The sequence below is a fragment of the Microbacterium sp. Leaf436 genome, assembly GCF_001424715.1.
Classification (GTDB): Bacteria; Actinomycetota; Actinomycetes; order Actinomycetales; family Microbacteriaceae; genus Microbacterium.
Genome location: NZ_LMRB01000002.1, coordinates 104881 through 121098, shown reverse-complemented (window position 1 = coordinate 121098; position 16218 = coordinate 104881). Strand labels below are relative to the sequence as shown.

Sequence of the window (16218 nt, the reverse complement as noted above, 5' to 3'; positions counted from 1 at the left end):
AGCCCCCTCCCGGACGACGCGCCCGCGACTCAGCGGGCGGACAACTGGAGCATGCTAACAAAAGCGCCTTTGTGTGCCCCGCAGCTCGTCCCCACCACCCCTCCCCCACAGCACGCCGCGAGCGCCGCGACCGCCTCGGGGAGCGTTTCCCGGGCCGTGAGATTCAGGATGCCGAGGGGCCCGGTTCGCGCGGATCGAACGGGGCGTCGAGCGAACGCGTCAGGTCGTCGAGCATCGCGGCGATCTGCGGTTCCACGTACTCGGCGACCGCCGCCTGGATGCGCAGCCGATGGTGCAGCAGCACCGTGCACACCTCGCGACCGATCATATTGGCGTAGTCGTCGGCGAGGCCCACCTCTTGCCGCAGCGCCGCCTTCGCGGCATCCGACAGCGGGGGCAGGACCGGAAGCGATGCCTCCTCTTCGGCGGCCAGGCCCGTCAGCGTGAACAGGAACGGCGAACCCGGCTCGGGGTCGGGGTCGAGCGGCATCCCCTCGAACTCCGGCTCGAGCCCCTCAGCCGGCCGATACGACCGCCGCCGGTTGCGATCGGCCTGCTGATCGAGCTCGTTCTGCAGCATGGGGAGGTTTCGGGCGGTGTAGTCGGCGACCGCGTGATCGACGATGGCCTTCACCCGTGTCGACAGGCCGTGCTGCACCCCGTGGGGCACGTCGGACCCGAGTCCGGCCGCCGAGAGCACGGGCGAACCGAAACAGCGACGGCACGGGGCGACCCGGCCGCGGTGATGGGCGGGCTCCCACCGGGGCAGCCAACGCAGCCAGGCATCCACCGCCTGACCGACCTGGCTTTCGAGCGACCGCTCCACGGCCCCTACGCTAGTGCGACACGCCCGGAGAAGTCAGGATGCCGCGACCGGGCGCGTCGGCATCCCCGGGCGGCACGACAGGCCCGCCCCGGTCGTCGACGTCTCAGCGCGTCTCGTCGTCGTCTTCCCAGCGCCACCGCGGGCCGTTCGACCGCGAGCGGACGAGCAGCACCCCGAACAGGCCCGCCAGCAGGCCCGCACCCGCGACGACCGCACCCGGGAAGCCGAGGGCGACGCTGCCGGCGGCGGCGAGCCCGCGGGCGGGGTCGGCACCCCCGACGATCGCGCCGACGACGATCCCGAGCACCTCGCCGACGTAGGCACCGACCGCACAGGGCACCGCCGTCAGGTACCCCGGCGGGTCGGCGCGCAGGCCCCACCACAGCACGCCGGCGAAGGCCAGCAGCGCCAGCAGCTGCCCGATCACGCCGGGGATCGCGCCGAGCCCGCGCACGGGGATGACGTCGGCGTCGAGCACGAGGCTCATGACACCGAGCCCGCCGATCGACAACGCGATGAACGTCACCGACGCGAAAACGACCGCGACCGGCGGGGTCACCCCGGCCGGTCGCGGTTCGTTCGTCATGGCATCCGTCAGCCCGCGAGCTGGGGACCCGCTTCGAGCGTGCGCTCGTACTCGCGCTGCGCCTCGGCGTTGATCTCGGTGACGCGGCGACCGCGCGCGGCGACCCACGCGCCGAACCAGATCGTCAGCTCACGGCCGAGCACGAAGGCGACGATGGCCAACGGTGCCAGCGCGTTGTCGCGGAGAAGTTCGGCCGACTCGCGTGCGGTGACCATCCAGAACGGGGCGGCCAGCAGCACGCCGAGCAGGTGCCCGAGCCACGCGATGACGCCCACGACGAGGCCCCAGACGACCCAGTGCCCCCAGCGTCCGCGGTTGATGAGCGCGCCGAGGAACCAGAAACCGAAGTAGAACGTGACGGTCGGCACCCACAGGCCCCAGGTGGCCAGCGTCGACAGAGCGGCCTGGCCGAGGTCGGCGACCTGCACGTCACCGGTCAGCAGACGCAGACCGAGCGTGGCCGCCAGGTACAGCACGGCGAAGACGAGGGCGGCGAGCAGGCCGATCGCGCCGGCCGCGCCGCGGTTGCCGCGCGGGCGAGGCGCCTCGGGTGCCTGCACGAAGATGGGCTGAGGGCCCCCGACGACGCGGGTGGGCTCGTCGGCGACGGAGGACGCGACGGGGGTGGTCGCCGCAGTGGCGGCGCCGGCGGCGGTGACCCCCGCGGCGGCGGGATACGCCGTCGTGCGGTCATCGTCGTACCGAGGCGCCTCGGTGGTGGGCGTCGTGTCGGACGTGCGCGAGGTCGTGGTGGGCTCCGGCTCGGCCGACGCGGCGTAGGCGGCCCAGCGGGCGTCTTCGTCGTCGAGGTCGCTGGAGGACGAACCGGCGGATGCCGACGCGGTCACCGGCTCGACCGGAGACGCGTCGTGCACCACCGGGGCGGGGTGTTCGCCCCGCGCCGACGAGTCGCCGGCGTCCTGGTGCTCGACCGGGGCGTGCTGGCCGAGGGAGGTGGCGTCGCGCTCGTGCGCCTCGCGCTCGTCCCAGGCGGCCTCGGCGACCGCCGGGTCGACCGCGTCACGACGGGCGGCTTCGGCATCGGCGAGGCCTTCGTGGGCCTGCCCGACGACGTCGCGCGGCTCATCCTTGGGCTCGTCGACGGGGTTGCCGTACGACTGGTGGTCGCTCATCGGTGTCTCCTCACGCGGTGCTTGCGGCGCAAGGCTATCCCGGGCACCGCGCCCGAGCGCGCAGGCGTGCCGTGCGATCCGCGTCTCGACCGTGTCTGCGGCGGCGCTTAGGGTGTTCCCATGCCCCGTCGCCCGTTCCTCCAGGTCGCCACCGTCGCGGTGATCGGCGTCGCCGCGCTGGCACTCAGCGCGTGCGCCCCCGAGACCGGCGGCGACGCCGCGCCCGCGAGACCCAGCGCCGCGGCGACGAGCGCGAGCCCGACACCGATCCCCACGATCACCCCGTCGGCGAAACCCGTGGCACTTCCCACCGACTGCCGCGCCCTGCTGTCGGCCGACGTGCTGGCCCAGCTCGGATCCACGCCGCTGAACGATCCGGCGGCCGGCCCCTCGGGCACGCTCGACGACGGTACCCTCGTGTGCATCTGGCGCGACCCCGCCGCCGACACCACCGGACTCGTCACCCGCATCTCGGCGATGGACCGCGGACCCGCCCTCGACATGTTGAACGACCTCGTGGCCACGCAGGGCTTCAGTTGCTACACGCCCGACGACGGCACGCGCTGCGAGAAGACCTGGATCAACGACACCTACCCCGTCAACGACGGCCGCACCCTCTTCTGGCGCGACGGCGTGCTCATCGACACCCAGTACTCGAACCTCGCCCCCACGGGCTACACGGCGAGCGTCATCGCCTCGATCTTCCCCGCGGCGACCCCGTCGCCCACGGCATCCCCCTCACCGTCCGCCTGAGCGCCCCCTTCGCGCGCGGAGAAGTACTACTCGCCGAAGGCGTGGGATGCCACGATCGCGGCGTAGTCGGTCGGCATCCACCCCGAGAGGGTCGATGAGACCCAGCGGTCCGCGCGCAGGTCGTGCACCTCGACGAGATCCCCCACCTGCCGCTCGCAGTGCGTCGCGGCCTCGACGGTCTCGCAGTCGAAGCCCTGTGCCGTCAAGACGGCGGGCACGGCCGTCGCCGCCTCGGGCGTGACGGTCGACACGGTCGTCTCGACGAAGCGTCCGCTCTCGCCCCGCCAGTGGCACGTCACCACGACGGTCGGAGACGCCGCCGCCACGGCTTCGGGTGTCGACAGCGCCGGCGTGCGCCGCTGGGACAGCAGGGCCTCGGGCGACCAGACCAGCGACGACCAGAGGGGCTGCGAGTACAGATGCCGACAATCCTCCGCGGGCCCGACCGGCTCGGGAGCGGCGGCGGGCGAGGACGAAGTGGCGGCGCGGAGGGTGTCACCGACGAACGTGACGAGCGCGGGGACCCCGGGGGCCGCGAGCACGAAGAGCGCGGCGACCGCGGCCGCCGACAGCAGTCCGGCCGGCCATGCGAGCCAGAGGCTCCGCCCCCCGATTCGAGCCATTCGTTCCTCCTCGACCACGGTAGGCGCACTCCCCCCGCCGAAGCGGTCCTCGACACGCCGTGGGAGCGCGCCCGACCCGCGTGCGCTCTCACATCGACGGAACGGGGCGCGGTCGCGACGGCCGCCGTGCACGGACATGATCCGGTCGCGCACGCCATCCTCGCCGACACGACGAAGGCCCCCGGCGTGAACCGGGGGCCTTCGGGGGAATCAGGATGCCGCACCGAGGTGCGGCATCCGTCGATTCAGTTGTACGTACCGGGCGTGAAGTCGTCCGACGAGAAGCTGTCGAAATCGACGTAGCTCAGGTCGGCGTCGCTGTACGCGCCGTCCGAGGCGAAGATGCGGTTGGGGTACCGCTCGCTCTTGGCCTCTTCCGTCGCCTCGACCGTGACGTTGCGGTACTTCGCAAGTCCGGTTCCGGCGGGGATGAGCTTTCCGATGATGACGTTCTCCTTGAGGCCGACGAGCGGGTCGCTCTTGCCCTCCATGGCCGCCTGCGTCAGGACGCGGGTGGTCTCCTGGAACGACGCGGCCGACAGCCACGACTCCGTCGCGAGCGACGCCTTCGTGATACCCATCAGCTCGGGACGACCCGACGCGGGACGCTTGCCCTCGCCGACCGCCGCGCGGTTGATGTTCTGGTACCGCTTGAAGTCGACGAGCTCACCCGGGAGCAGGTCGGTGTCGGCGTGGTCGACGACGGTGACCTTGCGGAGCATCTGACGGACGATGACCTCGATGTGCTTGTCGTGGATCGGCACACCCTGCGAGCGGTACACGCCCTGGACGCCGTTCACGAGGTACTTCTGCACCTCGCGGGCACCCTGCACGCGCATGACCTCCTTGGGGTCGAGCGTTCCGACCTGGAGGGGCTCACCCACCGAGACGTGCTGGCCGTCTTCGACCAGGAGCGTCGCGCGCTTCAGGACGGGGTAGACCACCGGCTCGTCGCCGTTGTCGGGCGTGAGGATGACCTTCTTGGCCTTGTCGGTCTCGTCGATCGTGATGCGACCGTCGGCCTCGGCGATCGGCGACGCACCCTTGGGGGTACGGGCCTCGAAGAGCTCCTGCACGCGGGGCAGACCCTGCGTGATGTCGTCGGCCGACGCGGAACCACCGGTGTGGAAGGTACGCATCGTCAGCTGGGTACCGGGCTCACCGATCGACTGGGCCGCGATGATGCCGACGGCCTCGCCGATGTCGACGATCTTGCCGGTCGCGAGCGAACGGCCGTAGCACTTCGCGCACACACCGACGGCGGAGTCGCACGTCAGGACCGAGCGGACCTTGATCGACTCGATGCCACCGGCGACCAGCTTGTCGATGAGCACGTCGCCCACGTCGTCGCCGGCCTCGGCCAGAACCGTGCCCTGCGCGTCGACGACCTCGGTCGCCAGCGTGCGGGCGAACACGGAGTTCTCGACGTTGGCATCCATGACCAGCGCGCCGCTCGAGTCGGCCGCGGCGATCGGGAGCTCGAGGCCCTTCGACGTGCCGCAGTCTTCCTCACGGATGATGACGTCCTGCGAGACGTCCACCAGACGACGGGTCAGGTAACCCGAGTCGGCGGTACGCAGAGCGGTGTCGGCCAGGCCCTTACGAGCACCGTGCGTCGCGATGAAGTACTCGGCGACCGAGAGACCCTCACGGTACGACGAGATGATCGGACGCGGGATGATCTCACCCTTGGGGTTGTTCACCAGGCCGCGCATACCCGCGATGTTGCGGATCTGCAGCCAGTTACCACGGGCGCCCGACGAGACCATGCGGTTGATGGTGTTGTCGGCGGGGAAGTTGTCCCGCATCGCCTTCTGGACCTCGTCGGTGGCCTCGGTCCAGATCTTGATGAGCTCCTGACGACGCTCGGCGTCGGTGGTGAGACCCTTCTCGTACTGCGCCTGGACCTTCGCGGCCTGCTTCTCGTAGCCCGCGACGATCTCGCCCTTGTTGGGGGGCGTGAGGATGTCGCTCAGCGCCACCGTCACACCGGAGCGCGTGGCCCAGTAGAAGCCGGCGTCCTTGATGCGGTCGAGCGATGCCGCGACCTCGACCTTGGGGTACTCCTCGGCCAGCTTGTTGACGATCTGCGACAGCTTGCCCTTGTCGGCCTGCTCGCGAACGAACGGGTAGCCCTTGGGGAGCGTGTCGTTGAAGATCGCCTGACCGAGCGAGGCGTCGACGAGACCGTGCTTCTCGTACCCCTCGGGCGCCTGGCCCTCGAGGAACGTCAGACCCGGGATGCGGATGCGCGCCTTGGCCTGCAGGTCGAGGGTGCCCTCGTCCTTGGCCAGGATCGCTTCGCCCACCGAACCGAACGCACGGCCTTCGCCCGACGCACCCTCCTTGAGGGTGGTGAGGTGGTGCAGACCGATGATCATGTCCTGCGAGGGCAGGGTGACCGGACGGCCGTCCGACGGCTTCAGGATGTTGTTCGACGCGAGCATCAGCACGCGGGCCTCGGCCTGAGCCTCGACCGACAGGGGCAGGTGGACAGCCATCTGGTCACCGTCGAAGTCGGCGTTGAACGCCGCGCACACGAGCGGGTGCAGCTGGATGGCCTTGCCCTCGACGAGCTGGGGCTCGAACGCCTGGATGCCGAGACGGTGCAGGGTGGGTGCACGGTTCAGCAGCACGGGGCGCTCGCGGATGATCTCTTCGAGCACGTCCCAGACCTCGGGACGGAAGCGCTCGACCGCACGCTTGGCGGCCTTGATGTTCTGGGAGTGACCCAGGTCGATCAGGCGCTTGATCACGAAGGGCTTGAACAGCTCGAGAGCCATCTGCTTGGGCAGACCGCACTGGTGGAGCTTGAGCTGGGGTCCGACGATGATGACCGAACGGCCCGAGTAATCGACGCGCTTGCCCAGCAGGTTCTGGCGGAAGCGACCCTGCTTTCCCTTGAGCATGTCGCTCAGGGACTTCAGGGCGCGGTTGCCGGTACCGGTGACGGGGCGACCACGGCGGCCGTTGTCGAACAGGGCGTCGACGGCCTCCTGCAGCATGCGCTTCTCGTTGTTGACGATGATCTCGGGGGCACCGAGATCGATCAGACGACGGAGGCGGTTGTTGCGGTTGATCACACGACGGTAGAGGTCGTTGAGGTCGGAGGTCGCGAAGCGGCCACCGTCGAGCTGCACCATGGGACGCAGCTCCGGCGGGATCACCGGAACGACGTCGAGCACCATGGAGGCCGGCGACATGCCGGTCTGCAGGAACGAGTTGACGACCTTGAGTCGCTTGATCGCGCGGATCTTGCGCTGGCCCTTGCCCTCGGAGATCTGCAGGTGCAGGTTCTCGCTCTCGGCGGCCAGGTCGAAGATCTCGAGACGACGCTTGATCGACTCCGCGCCCATGTGGGCCTCGAAGTACTGACCGAAGCGGTCCTGCAGCTCGTGGAAGACGTCGTCCTCGGGCTTCAGGGCACCGACCTCGAGTGTGCGGAAGTCTTCCCACACGCGCTCCAGCTTGGCGATCTGCTCGTCGGCACCCTTGCGGGTGGCCGTCATCTCTTTCTCGGCGGCGTCCTTGACCTTCTTCTTCTGGTCGGCCTTGGCGCCTTCCGCCTCGAGGGCGGCGAGTTCCTCTTCGAGCTTGGCCAGGCGGGCGGCGATGCGGGCATCGCGGCGGTCGCCGAGCGTCTTCAGCTCGAGGCGGATGTTGTTCTCCTGCATGGCGAGGTCGCGGTGACGAGCATCTTCGTCGACCGAGATCACCATGTAGGCGGCGAAGTAGATGACCTTCTCGAGGTCCTTCGGCGCCATGTCGAGCAGGTAGCCCAAGCGCGAGGGGACGCCCTTGAAGTACCAGATGTGCGTGACGGGCGCGGCGAGCTCGATGTGGCCCATGCGCTCGCGGCGGACGGAGCTCTTGGTGACCTCCACGCCGCAGCGCTCGCAGACGATGCCCTTGAAGCGCACGCGCTTGTACTTGCCGCAGGCGCACTCCCAGTCGCGGGAGGGCCCGAAGATCTGCTCGCCGAACAGGCCGTCCTTCTCGGGCTTCAGCGTGCGGTAGTTGATCGTCTCGGGCTTCTTGACCTCACCGAAGGACCAACGACGGATGTCGTCGGCGGTGGCCAGACCGATACGGATCTGATCGAAAGTGGTTGATTCGAGCACTGGTTCTCCTGTGTCGGAATTCTCTGAAATCTGAGCTGGGTCGCTGAGCTAGGAGCTCAGATCTCGTCGATCGACGAGGACTCGAAGCGGCTGGAGATGTTGATGCCGAGCTCTTCCGCAGCGCGGAAGGCGTCGTCGTCGGTGTCACGGAGGTTCACAACCGTGCCGTCGGCCGAGAGGACCTCGACGTTCAGGCAGAGCGACTGCATCTCTTTCATGAGCACCTTGAACGACTCGGGGATGCCGGGCTCCTGGATGTTCTCGCCCTTGACGATCGCCTCGTACACCTTCACGCGGCCGAGGATGTCGTCGGACTTGATCGTCAGGAGCTCCTGCAGCGCGTACGCGGCACCGTAGGCCTCGAGCGCCCACACTTCCATCTCACCGAAGCGCTGACCACCGAACTGCGCCTTACCACCGAGCGGCTGCTGGGTGATCATCGAGTACGGGCCCGTCGAACGCGCGTGGATCTTGTCGTCGACGAGGTGGTGCAGCTTCAGGATGTACATGTAGCCGACCGAGATGGGCGCCGGGAACGGCTCTCCGGAGCGGCCGTCGAACAGCAGCGTCTTTCCGGTGGAGTCGACCAGACGGTCACCGTCGCGGTTCGTGATCGTCGAGTCGAGCAGACCCGCGATCTCGGCCTCGAACGCACCGTCGAACACCGGGGTGGCGACCTTCGTGCCGGGGGCTGCTTCGCGAGCGGCCTCGGGCAGGTTCGTCGCCCACTCGGGCGTGCCCTCGACCTTCCAGCCCTGCTGGGCGATCCATCCGAGGTGCAGCTCGAGCACCTGGCCGAAGTTCATTCGACCCGGGATGCCGAGCGGGTTCAGGATGATGTCGACCGGCGTGCCGTCGGACAGGAAGGGCATGTCCTCGATCGGGAGGATCTTGGCGATGACACCCTTGTTGCCGTGGCGGCCGGCGAGCTTGTCGCCCTCGGTGATCTTGCGCTTCTGGGCGATGTAGACCACGACGCGGCGGTTGACGCCCGAGCCGAGCTCGTCGTCACCGTCTTCGGCGTTGAACTCCTTGACGGCGATGATCGTGCCCTGCTCGCCGTGGGGCACCTTGAGCGAGGTGTCACGGACTTCGCGGCTCTTCTCGTTGAAGATCGCGCGGAGCAGACGCTCTTCGGCCGAGAGCTCGGTCTCACCCTTGGGCGTGACCTTGCCGACCAGGATGTCGCCGGGGCGAACCTCGGCACCGATGCGGATGATGCCGCGGTCGTCGAGGTCCTTCAGCAGGTCGGGGCTCACGTTGGGGAGGTCACGGGTGATCTCCTCTTTACCGAGCTTGGTGTCGCGCGCGTCGACCTCGTACTCCTCGATGTGGATCGACGACAGCGTGTCGTCCTTCACGAGGTCCTGGCTGAGGATGATCGCGTCCTCGAAGTTGTGGCCTTCCCAGGTCATGAACGCCACGAGGAGGTTCTTGCCGAGGGCGAGCTCACCGTTCTCGGTCGCGGGACCGTCGGCGATGACCTCGCCGGCCTCGATGCGCTCGCCGGCCGAGACGACCACGCGCTGGTTGTACGACGTGCCCTGGTTGGAGCGGTCGAACTTGCGGAGGAAGTAGTCCTGCGTGCCACCCTCGTCGAGCTGGACGGTCACGACGTCGGCCGAGACCTCGAGCACCACACCGGCCTTGTCGGCGGTGACGACGTCACCGGCGTCGATGGCGGCGAAGCCCTCCATACCGGTTCCGACGATGGGCGACTCACTGCGCACGAGCGGCACGGCCTGACGCTGCATGTTCGCACCCATGAGGGCGCGGTTGGCATCGTCGTGCTCGAGGAACGGGATGAGCGAGGTCGCCACCGACACCATCTGGCGCGGCGAGACGTCCATGTAGCCGATCTCGTCGTTCGGGAACAGGTCGACCTCGCCACCCTGACCGCGGCGGGCCAGGATGCGGTCCTCCACGAAGTGACCGTCGGCCTGCAGCGCGACACCGGCCTGAGCGACGATGTGGTCGCTCTCTTCGCTGGCGGTCAGGTAGTCGATCTGGTCGGTCACGCGACCGTCGACGACGCGACGGTACGGGGTCTCGATGAAGCCGAACGCGTTGATGCGCGCGAACGAGGCGAGCGAGCCGATCAGACCGATGTTCGGGCCTTCGGGCGTCTCGATGGGGCACATACGGCCGTAGTGCGAGGGGTGGACGTCACGGACCTCGACGCCGGCACGCTCACGCGACAGACCACCCGGGCCCAGCGCCGACAGGCGACGCTTGTGGGTCAGACCCGCGAGCGGGTTGTTCTGGTCCATGAACTGCGACAGCTGCGAGGTTCCGAAGAACTCCTTGATCGCGGCGACGACGGGGCGCACGTTGATCAGCGTCTGCGGCGTGATCGCCTCGATGTCCTGCGTGGTCATGCGCTCGCGGACGACGCGCTCCATGCGGGACAGACCGGTGCGGACCTGGTTCTGGATGAGCTCGCCGACAGCGCGGATGCGGCGGTTGCCGAAGTTGTCGATGTCGTCGGTGTCGAGGCGGATGTCGGCGGACTGGCCACCGCGCACGCCGTCGAACGACGCGTCGCCGCGGTGCAGACGCACCATGTACTTGATCGTGGCGACGATGTCGTCGACGGTCAGCACCGAGTCGCTCAGCGGCTTGTCGAGACCGAGCTTCTGGTTGATCTTGTAGCGACCCACCTTGGCGAGGTCGTAGCGCTTCGAGTTGAAGTAGAAGTTGTCGAGCAGCGCGCGGGCGGCCTCGGCGGCGACCTGCTCGCCCGGACGCAGCTTGCGGTAGATGTCGCGGAGGGCATCTTCCTTCGTGAGGATGGTGTCCTTCGAGAGCGTCTCTTCGATCGAGTCGAAGCCGGCGAACTCGGCGAGGATGTCTTCGCTGGTCAGGCCGAGGGCCTTGAGGAAGACGGTGACCGACTGCTTGCGCTTGCGGTCGATGCGCACGCCGACCTGGTCGCGCTTGTCGATCTCGAACTCGAGCCAGGCGCCTCGCGAGGGGATGACGCGGGCCGACACGATGTCCTTGTCGGACGTCTTGTCGGGGGTCTTGTCGAAGTAGACACCGGGCGAACGCACGAGCTGCGAGACCACGACACGCTCGGTGCCGTTGATGATGAACGTGCCCTTGTCGGTCTGGAGCGGGAAGTCGCCCATGAAGACCGTCTGGGTCTTGATCTCACCGGTCTGGTGGTTCATGAACTCGGCCTCGACGTAGAGCGGGGCGGCGTACGTCTTGCCGCGCTCCTTGCACTCTTCGATCGAGTACTTCTCGGGCTCGAGATAGGGGTTCGTGAACGAGAGCTGCATGGTCTCGCTCAGGTCCTCGATCGGGGAGATCTCCTCGAAGATCTCTTCCAGACCGCTGATCTCGGGGACGTCGGTCCGGCCGACGGCCTGAGCCTCGGCGACGCGCGCCTTCCAGGCCTCGTTACCGACGAGCCAGTCGAACGACTCGGTCTGCAGGGCGAGCAGATCGGGAACGGTCAGCTTGTCGGAGATCTTGGCGAACGAGAGGCGGGATGCGCCGCGTCCGCTCTTGGGGGTGGTGGTGGTGGATGCGGTGTTCGCAGCAGCCAAGGGAATAACCTCCAGAAGCCCGGGCGAGGGGCTCGTGATTCCTTGTCGTCAGGTGGAGTGCGTTCCTGCCCCGAAAACCCACCGTCGCACACCGCGATGAAGCGGGGACGGGCAGGCTCAGCCGACCACCATATGAGGGCAGGGGGAATCGAGGAGCGCAAAGTCCAAGCATACGCGGGAGGACGCGCCGTGTCCAGTCCGATTCTTGACGACCTCGCACACCTGCGGTATAAACGCGCACGCCTGTCCGGCGGGGCGGCCGAATCGGCGGTCAGGCACGCCGGAATCGCACGGCATCACCCGGCCGCGCCTGCGCCAGCGCGTCGAGCGCGGCATCCGCCACTGCGGCGATCACGGGGTATCCCCCGGTCACCGGACCGTCGGCGAGCAGCACCACCGGTCGTCCGTGCGGCGGCACCTGGATCGCGCCGGGGCGCATGCCCTCGCTGGGCAGCTCGTCGTGACGCGTGCGCTCCAGCGGGGGTCCGTCGAGACGCATGCCCACGCGATCGGAGTGGGTCGACACGGTCCACTCCGCGTCGACCAGCGTCGACCACGCCGAGGGAGCGAACCAGTCGGCGCGGGGACCGGCGGTGATGCGCACGTCGATCACAGTCGGCGGCACCGACCACGGGAACGCGTCGACGACCGGGATCGGGAATGCCGGGTCCCCCGCGCGAACGCCCTCACCCGCGCGGACGGGCGCGGGGCCGAGCCCGGCCAGCACGTCGGTCGCGCGCGAGCCCAGCGCCACCGGCGCGACGACGCCGCCCCGCACGGCGAGGTAGCAGCGCAGCCCGGCGCGGGCGGTCCCGATGTGCAGCTCGGCTCCGGCGGGCACGAGCACCGGCGCGTAGGCATCCACAGTCCTCCCGTCGACGCGCACCTCGGCGAACGCGCCCGTGACGCACACCCACGTGTCCCTCTCGGCCCGGGCGCCAAAACCGCCGAGAGCGATCTCGAGGCCCGCGGCACCCTCGTCGTTGCCGACGAGGCGGTTGGCGATGCGGAGCGCGGCGCGATCCACGGCGCCCGAGCGCCCGACGCCGAGGGCGGCGCGGCCGGGTCGACCCAGGTCCTGCACGGTGGTGAAGCCGCCGGGGGCGAGCACGCGGAGGGCGGGCGGGGAGTCCGCCTCCGGCGTGGGGCGAAGGGAGGGCGAGGGAGGAGGGGAGGGCGAGTCACCGGCATCCCCTCCTCCGCTCGCCGCTCGCCCTCCGCTCGACCCCGATCCCGGCGCGGAGGGTGCGACGACGGCGACGCGGGCGCGCTGCGCCACGAACCGCACGAGCGAGCGAGGTGGGAGCAGCACCGGGTCGGCGGCATCCGGATCGAAGAGCACGGCGTCGGTCGAGGCGATCAGGCGCCAGCCGCCGGGGGTCTCGCGCGGATACGCTCCGCTGAACTCCGCGGCCAGCCCCACCGCCCCCGCGGGCACGCGGGTGCGCGGCTGCGTCAGGCGCGGCACGTCGAACGGCCAATCGGCGCTGACGAGGTAGGCGAACCCGGGGGCGAAGCCCGTGAACGCCACAGTCCACTCCGCCCCGGCGTGGCGGGCCACGAGATCGGCGACGGGGATGCCGACGAGCGCGGCGGTGTCGTCGAGGTCGGCGCCGTCGTAGCGCACCGGCACCTCGACGAGGGGGCCGGGTGCGACGGCATCCGGGGTCGTGCCGGCGACGGAGCGGATCCAGGAGCGGACGGCGTCGGCCGACGTGCGAGCGGGATCGAACCCCACGAGGACGGTCCGTGCGGCGGGGACGAGCTCGTCGACCCCGGCGGGCGGATCGGCGGCGAGGGCGGCGTGGAGCGCCAGGACCGCGGCGAGGTCCACGACCTCGGCGAGCACGGCCCGCTCCCCCATCGGCCGGAGCGTCACCACGGCGCGCGCACCTCGATGCCCGAAGCGTCGAGGGCCCCGCGAACCGCCCGGGCCATCGCGACCGCCGAGGGAGTGTCGCCGTGCAGGCACAGGGAGGCCGCCTCGACCGCGATGCGCGTACCGTCGACGGCCACGACCTCGCCCTCGCGCACCAGACGCAGCGCCCGCTCGGCGACGAGCGCGGGGTCGTCGACTAGCGCTCCCGGTTCCCCGCGGGGCACGAGCTGCCCGTGGGCGGCGTACCCGCGGTCGAGGAACGCCTCGCGCACGAAGGGCAGGCCCGCCGCTGCCGCGGCTTCGGCGATCGCCCCCGCAAGACCCAGCACCGGCAGGGCGCGGCCGAGCCGGGCGGAGAGGTCGGCGACCGCGGCGACGACGGCTGCGGCCTGCGAGGCGTCGTCGATCACCGCGTGGTACAGCGCCCCGTGCGGTTTGACGTAGCGCAGGTCGGCACCGGCCGCGGCGAGCGCGTCGAGCTGGGCGGCGATGCTCGCCCGGAGGTCGTCCGGGGCGGGGTCGCGCCGGACACGGCCGAAGTTCGCGCGGTCGTCGTACGAGGGATGCGCGCCGACCGCGACACCGAACCGTGCCGCCCGTTCGACCGAGGCGCGCATGGAGGCGGCGTCTCCGGCGTGTCCCCCGCAGGCGACGTTGGCGCTGGAGACGACGGCGAACATGGCCTCGTCGTCGGCGGTCGGCATCCCGTCGACGGTCTCGCCGAGGTCGGCGTTGAGGTCCACGCGCATGGTGCCACCGTAACGCCGCGATGCGCGCGCACGGGGGTCGGCGGCGCGGGGCGGCGCGGCCCGTCGCGGACGGTTGCCGGCGCACGGCGCGCACAGCTCCTGCACCGTCCGCGCGGCGGGCGCACACCGACGGTGAGCGGGCGCATCCGCCGGAGTCGTGCGGATCCGAGCGCGTTACGGGGGTGTGACGATCGGGCGGAAGGGGTGGGCAGAACGCGCAGCGCGGGCGAGGATGGTGGGATGACCTCCGATGTCGCCGGTCCCCCCGCTCCGGCATCCCCCCTGCCCCTTCTCTCGGTCCGTGATCTCGCGGTCGACTTCGCCACCATGGACGGCCCCGTGCGGGCCGTCGATGGGGTGGATCTCGACATCCACGCGGGTGAGACCATCGCCATCGTCGGCGAATCCGGCTCCGGCAAGTCGACGACCGCCATGGCGATCATCGGTCTGCTCGCCTCCGGGGGCCGCGTGGCCCGCGGCCAGATCCTGCTCGACGGCGAGGACCTCACCACCTTCGGCGAGGCCCGCATGCGTCAGGTACGCGGCCGGCAGATCGGCCTGGTGCCCCAGGATCCGATGTCGAACCTCAACCCCGTCGCGAAGATCGGCACGCAGGTCGCCGAGACGCTGCTCGCCCACGGCCTGGCCGAACGCGCGAACGTCAAGGGCAAGGTCGTCGAGGCGCTCGAGGCCGCGGGACTGCCGGATGCCGAGAAGCGGGCGACGCAGTACCCGCACGAGTTCTCGGGCGGCATGCGCCAGCGCGCGCTCATCGCGATCGGCCTCGCCTGCCGGCCGCGCCTGCTGATCGCCGACGAGCCGACGAGCGCGCTCGATGTCACCGTGCAGCAGACGATCCTCGACCAGATAGACAAGCAGACCGACGAGCTGGGCGCAGCCGTGCTCCTCATCACCCACGACCTGGGTCTCGCCGCGGAGCGCGCATCGAGAGTCGTGGTCATGCACCGCGGGCGCGTCGTCGAGCAGGGACCCGCACGCCAGATCCTCGAGAACCCCCAGCACGAGTACACGAAGTCGTTGGTGGCGGCGGCGCCCTCGGTCGCGGCCGTGCGACTGCGCCCCGAGGACTTCCGCGGCTCGCGCGCCGCCGAGCCGGTGCGCGACCACATCGTCGAGATCTCGAACCTCACCAAGGTGTACCCGACGAGGGGGCGGGGCGACGACTTCCGCGCCGTCGACGACGTGTCGCTCGCGATCCCCCGCGGCCAGACCGTCGCCATCGTGGGCGAGTCGGGATCGGGCAAGACCACGACCGCGCGCATGCTGCTGAAGGTCGTCGAGCCCACGAGCGGATCGATCACGTTCGACGGGCAGGACGTCGCGGCTCTGAAGGGCGACGCCCTGCGGCAGTTCCGCCAGAAGGTGCAGCCGATCTTCCAGGACCCGTACTCGAGCCTGAACCCCATGTTCACCGTCGAGCGCATCGTCGAGGAGCCCCTGTCGTTCTACAAGCGCGGCTCGAAGGCGGAACGCGCGAAGCGGGTGCGCCAGCTGATGGACGACGTGGCCCTGCCTGCATCCATGCTGCGCCGCTACCCCTCGGAACTGTCGGGCGGGCAACGGCAGCGCGTCGCGATCGCCCGGGCCCTCGCCCTCTCGCCCGAGCTGATCGTGTGCGACGAGCCGGTGTCGGCGCTCGACGTGCTCGTACAGGCGCAGATCCTCGACCTGCTGGGCGACCTGCAGCGCGAGTACGGCCTGAGCTACCTCTTCATCTCGCACGACCTCGCGGTCGTGCGCCTGATCAGCGACTACGTCTGCGTGATGAAGGACGGGCGCCTGGTCGAGGCGGCATCCAGCGAAGAGGTCTTCACCAACCCCCGCGACCCGTACACGCGCCGCCTGCTCGCGTCGATCCCGGGCAACGAGCTGGGCTTGGCGGGCTGACGCAGCGCGCGGTGCAGCGGGCGATGTCCCCCGGCACCCGCTGGCCCACGGCCCCGCGGCACGTGCGCTGAGGCATGTCCCACTTG

Annotated in this window: 10 protein-coding genes; 2 read left to right on the top strand and 8 right to left on the bottom strand. The window is 70.0% G+C overall.

Annotated elements, in window-relative coordinates; genetic code table 11:
• Positions 1–163: 163 nt before the first annotated feature.
• From ASG45_RS04835 to ASG45_RS16555, 3 genes are all read right to left on the bottom strand, one after another.
• Positions 164–826, bottom strand: a complete 663-nt coding sequence (locus tag ASG45_RS04835; protein ID WP_055833574.1) for a hypothetical protein — start codon at positions 824–826, stop codon at positions 164–166.
• 103 nt (positions 827–929) lie between these two features.
• A complete protein-coding gene (locus ASG45_RS04830) occupies positions 930–1412 on the bottom strand; it encodes a hypothetical protein (protein ID WP_055833572.1) in 483 nt (160 codons plus the stop codon).
• An 8-nt stretch (positions 1413–1420) separates the two neighbouring features.
• Entirely contained in the window at positions 1421–2545 is a 1125-nt protein-coding gene (locus ASG45_RS16555) for a hypothetical protein (protein WP_055833569.1), read from the bottom strand.
• A gap of 120 nt (positions 2546–2665) precedes the next feature.
• On the opposite strand from ASG45_RS16555, the gene ASG45_RS04820 reads away from it, so the two are divergent.
• Complete coding sequence (locus tag ASG45_RS04820; RefSeq protein ID WP_055833566.1) at positions 2666–3298, top strand: hypothetical protein; 633 nt, start codon at positions 2666–2668, stop codon at positions 3296–3298.
• A gap of 26 nt (positions 3299–3324) precedes the next feature.
• Here the strand turns inward: ASG45_RS04820 and ASG45_RS04815 are convergent, their stop codons facing one another.
• The 5 genes from ASG45_RS04815 to pxpA all read right to left on the bottom strand — a co-directional run bounded on the left by ASG45_RS04815 (position 3325) and on the right by pxpA (position 14224).
• The gene (locus tag ASG45_RS04815; protein WP_055833564.1) at positions 3325–3921 is read right to left on the bottom strand and encodes a hypothetical protein; all 597 of its coding nucleotides are present in this window, start codon (positions 3919–3921) and stop codon (positions 3325–3327) included.
• Between the two features lie 245 nt (positions 3922–4166).
• Positions 4167–8042 (bottom strand): DNA-directed RNA polymerase subunit beta', encoded by a 3876-nt coding sequence (rpoC, locus tag ASG45_RS04810; RefSeq protein WP_055833560.1) that lies wholly within the window; start codon positions 8040–8042, stop codon positions 4167–4169.
• A 56-nt stretch (positions 8043–8098) separates the two neighbouring features.
• The gene (rpoB, locus tag ASG45_RS04805) at positions 8099–11596 is read right to left on the bottom strand and encodes a DNA-directed RNA polymerase subunit beta (protein WP_055833556.1); all 3498 of its coding nucleotides are present in this window, start codon (positions 11594–11596) and stop codon (positions 8099–8101) included.
• A gap of 271 nt (positions 11597–11867) precedes the next feature.
• The gene (locus ASG45_RS04800) at positions 11868–13460 is read right to left on the bottom strand and encodes an urea amidolyase family protein (protein ID WP_200943402.1); all 1593 of its coding nucleotides are present in this window, start codon (positions 13458–13460) and stop codon (positions 11868–11870) included.
• 11 nt (positions 13461–13471) lie between these two features.
• Positions 13472–14224: a 5-oxoprolinase subunit PxpA gene (pxpA, locus tag ASG45_RS04795; protein WP_055833553.1), complete on the bottom strand. Its 753-nt coding sequence runs from the start codon at positions 14222–14224 to the stop codon at positions 13472–13474.
• 240 nt (positions 14225–14464) lie between these two features.
• On the opposite strand from pxpA, the gene ASG45_RS04790 reads away from it, so the two are divergent.
• Positions 14465–16132 carry an ABC transporter ATP-binding protein gene (locus ASG45_RS04790; protein WP_055833549.1) on the top strand — a complete coding sequence of 556 codons (1668 nt, stop codon included), beginning with the start codon at positions 14465–14467 and terminating at the stop codon, positions 16130–16132.
• The last annotated feature ends 86 nt before the right edge of the window (positions 16133–16218 follow it).